At 43.8% G+C, this 1,272-nt stretch carries 1 protein-coding gene and 1 pseudogene; both read left to right on the forward strand.

Annotated features, from left to right (window positions below):
• Window positions 1-990 (forward strand): Fe(3+) ABC transporter substrate-binding protein (locus tag R7E00_RS23885; protein ID WP_318075310.1); only part of this gene is annotated, 990 nt, incomplete at its 5' end.
• A 99-nt stretch (window positions 991-1,089) separates the two neighbouring features.
• Window positions 1,090-1,272: pseudogene (locus R7E00_RS23890) on the forward strand (iron ABC transporter permease); the annotation flags it as partial.

Genomic DNA, 1,272 nt, shown 5'->3' on the forward strand with positions numbered 1-1,272 from the left:
GCACTAACTTGCGCTACTCTAGCTCCAACAGCAATGGCTGCTGAAGAAGTGAACGTCTACTCTTACCGTCAACCTTTTCTAGTTGAACCAATGTTCAACGAGTTCACTAAAGAAACTGGCATCAAAGTAAACGTTAAATTTGCGAAGGAAGGTCTAGCAGAGAAACTAGCTCAGGAAGGCGAATACAGCCCAGCGGACGTTGTCCTGACTACTGATATCAGCCGTCTAGCAGAACTGACAAACAAAGGTCTAGTTCAGAAAGTTGATAGCAAGATCATTGAAGAAAATGTACCAGCTCAGTACCAAGACAAAGAGAATGAGTGGTTTGCACTTACGCTACGTACTCGCAGTGTTTACTCTTCTCGCGACCGTGTTGGCAAACTAGGTGCGGACTTTAACTATGCTGATCTAGCCAAACCAGAATACAAAGGTAAGATTTGTACTCGCAGCGGCAAGCACCCATACAACGTATCTCTTGTTTCTTCGATGATCGCTCACTACGGCGAAGCAGAAACGAAAGAATGGTTGGAAGGCGTGAAAGCGAACCTTGCTCGTAAACCTCAAGGTAACGACCGTGCACAAGTAAAAGCGATCAAAGAAGGTCTATGTGATGTTTCTTTGGGTAACAGCTACTACCTAGGTAAAATGGTTAACGACAAAGAGCAAAAAGCTTGGGCTGATGCGGTTTACATTAACTTCCCGAATCAAGAAACAACAGGCACGCACGTGAACATCTCTGGTATGGCGATGGCGAAATACGCTCCAAACCGAGATAACGCGCTTAAGCTAATGGAATTCTTGACTGGCGAAACCGCTCAGAAGATGTACGCAGAAGTGAACTACGAGTACCCAGTAAAAGAAGGCGTTAAGCGTTCTGAACTTGTGGAATCTTGGGGCGACTTTAAAGCAGACACGCTTTCTCTAGATGATATCGCTTCTCACCATGAAGCAGCGATTAAGCTACTAGATGAAGTGAAATTTGACCTTTAATTCCTTGTGGGGGTATAACTATACCCCCATTTGATTAAAGGATATGAGATGTATTTGCACCAGCATTTGTATTTCATAAAGCCTTGCAGTAATTAGGCAATGAAAGATAGACATTCTCTATGGAAAACCAGTAGTGGAGCGATAACTCTGTTACTGGTTTTGCCGATCTTAGCGATCTTCTACACCGCAATTGGTGAAACGGATAACCTGTTTACACATTTGATGTCGACGGTGATGCCAACCTATATCTATAACACCGTCGTCTTAACGATTGGGGTTATG

Origin of the sequence: Vibrio sp. Vb1755 (genome assembly GCF_033338635.1) — a bacterium.
Lineage (GTDB): Bacteria > Pseudomonadota > Gammaproteobacteria > Enterobacterales > Vibrionaceae > Vibrio > Vibrio alginolyticus.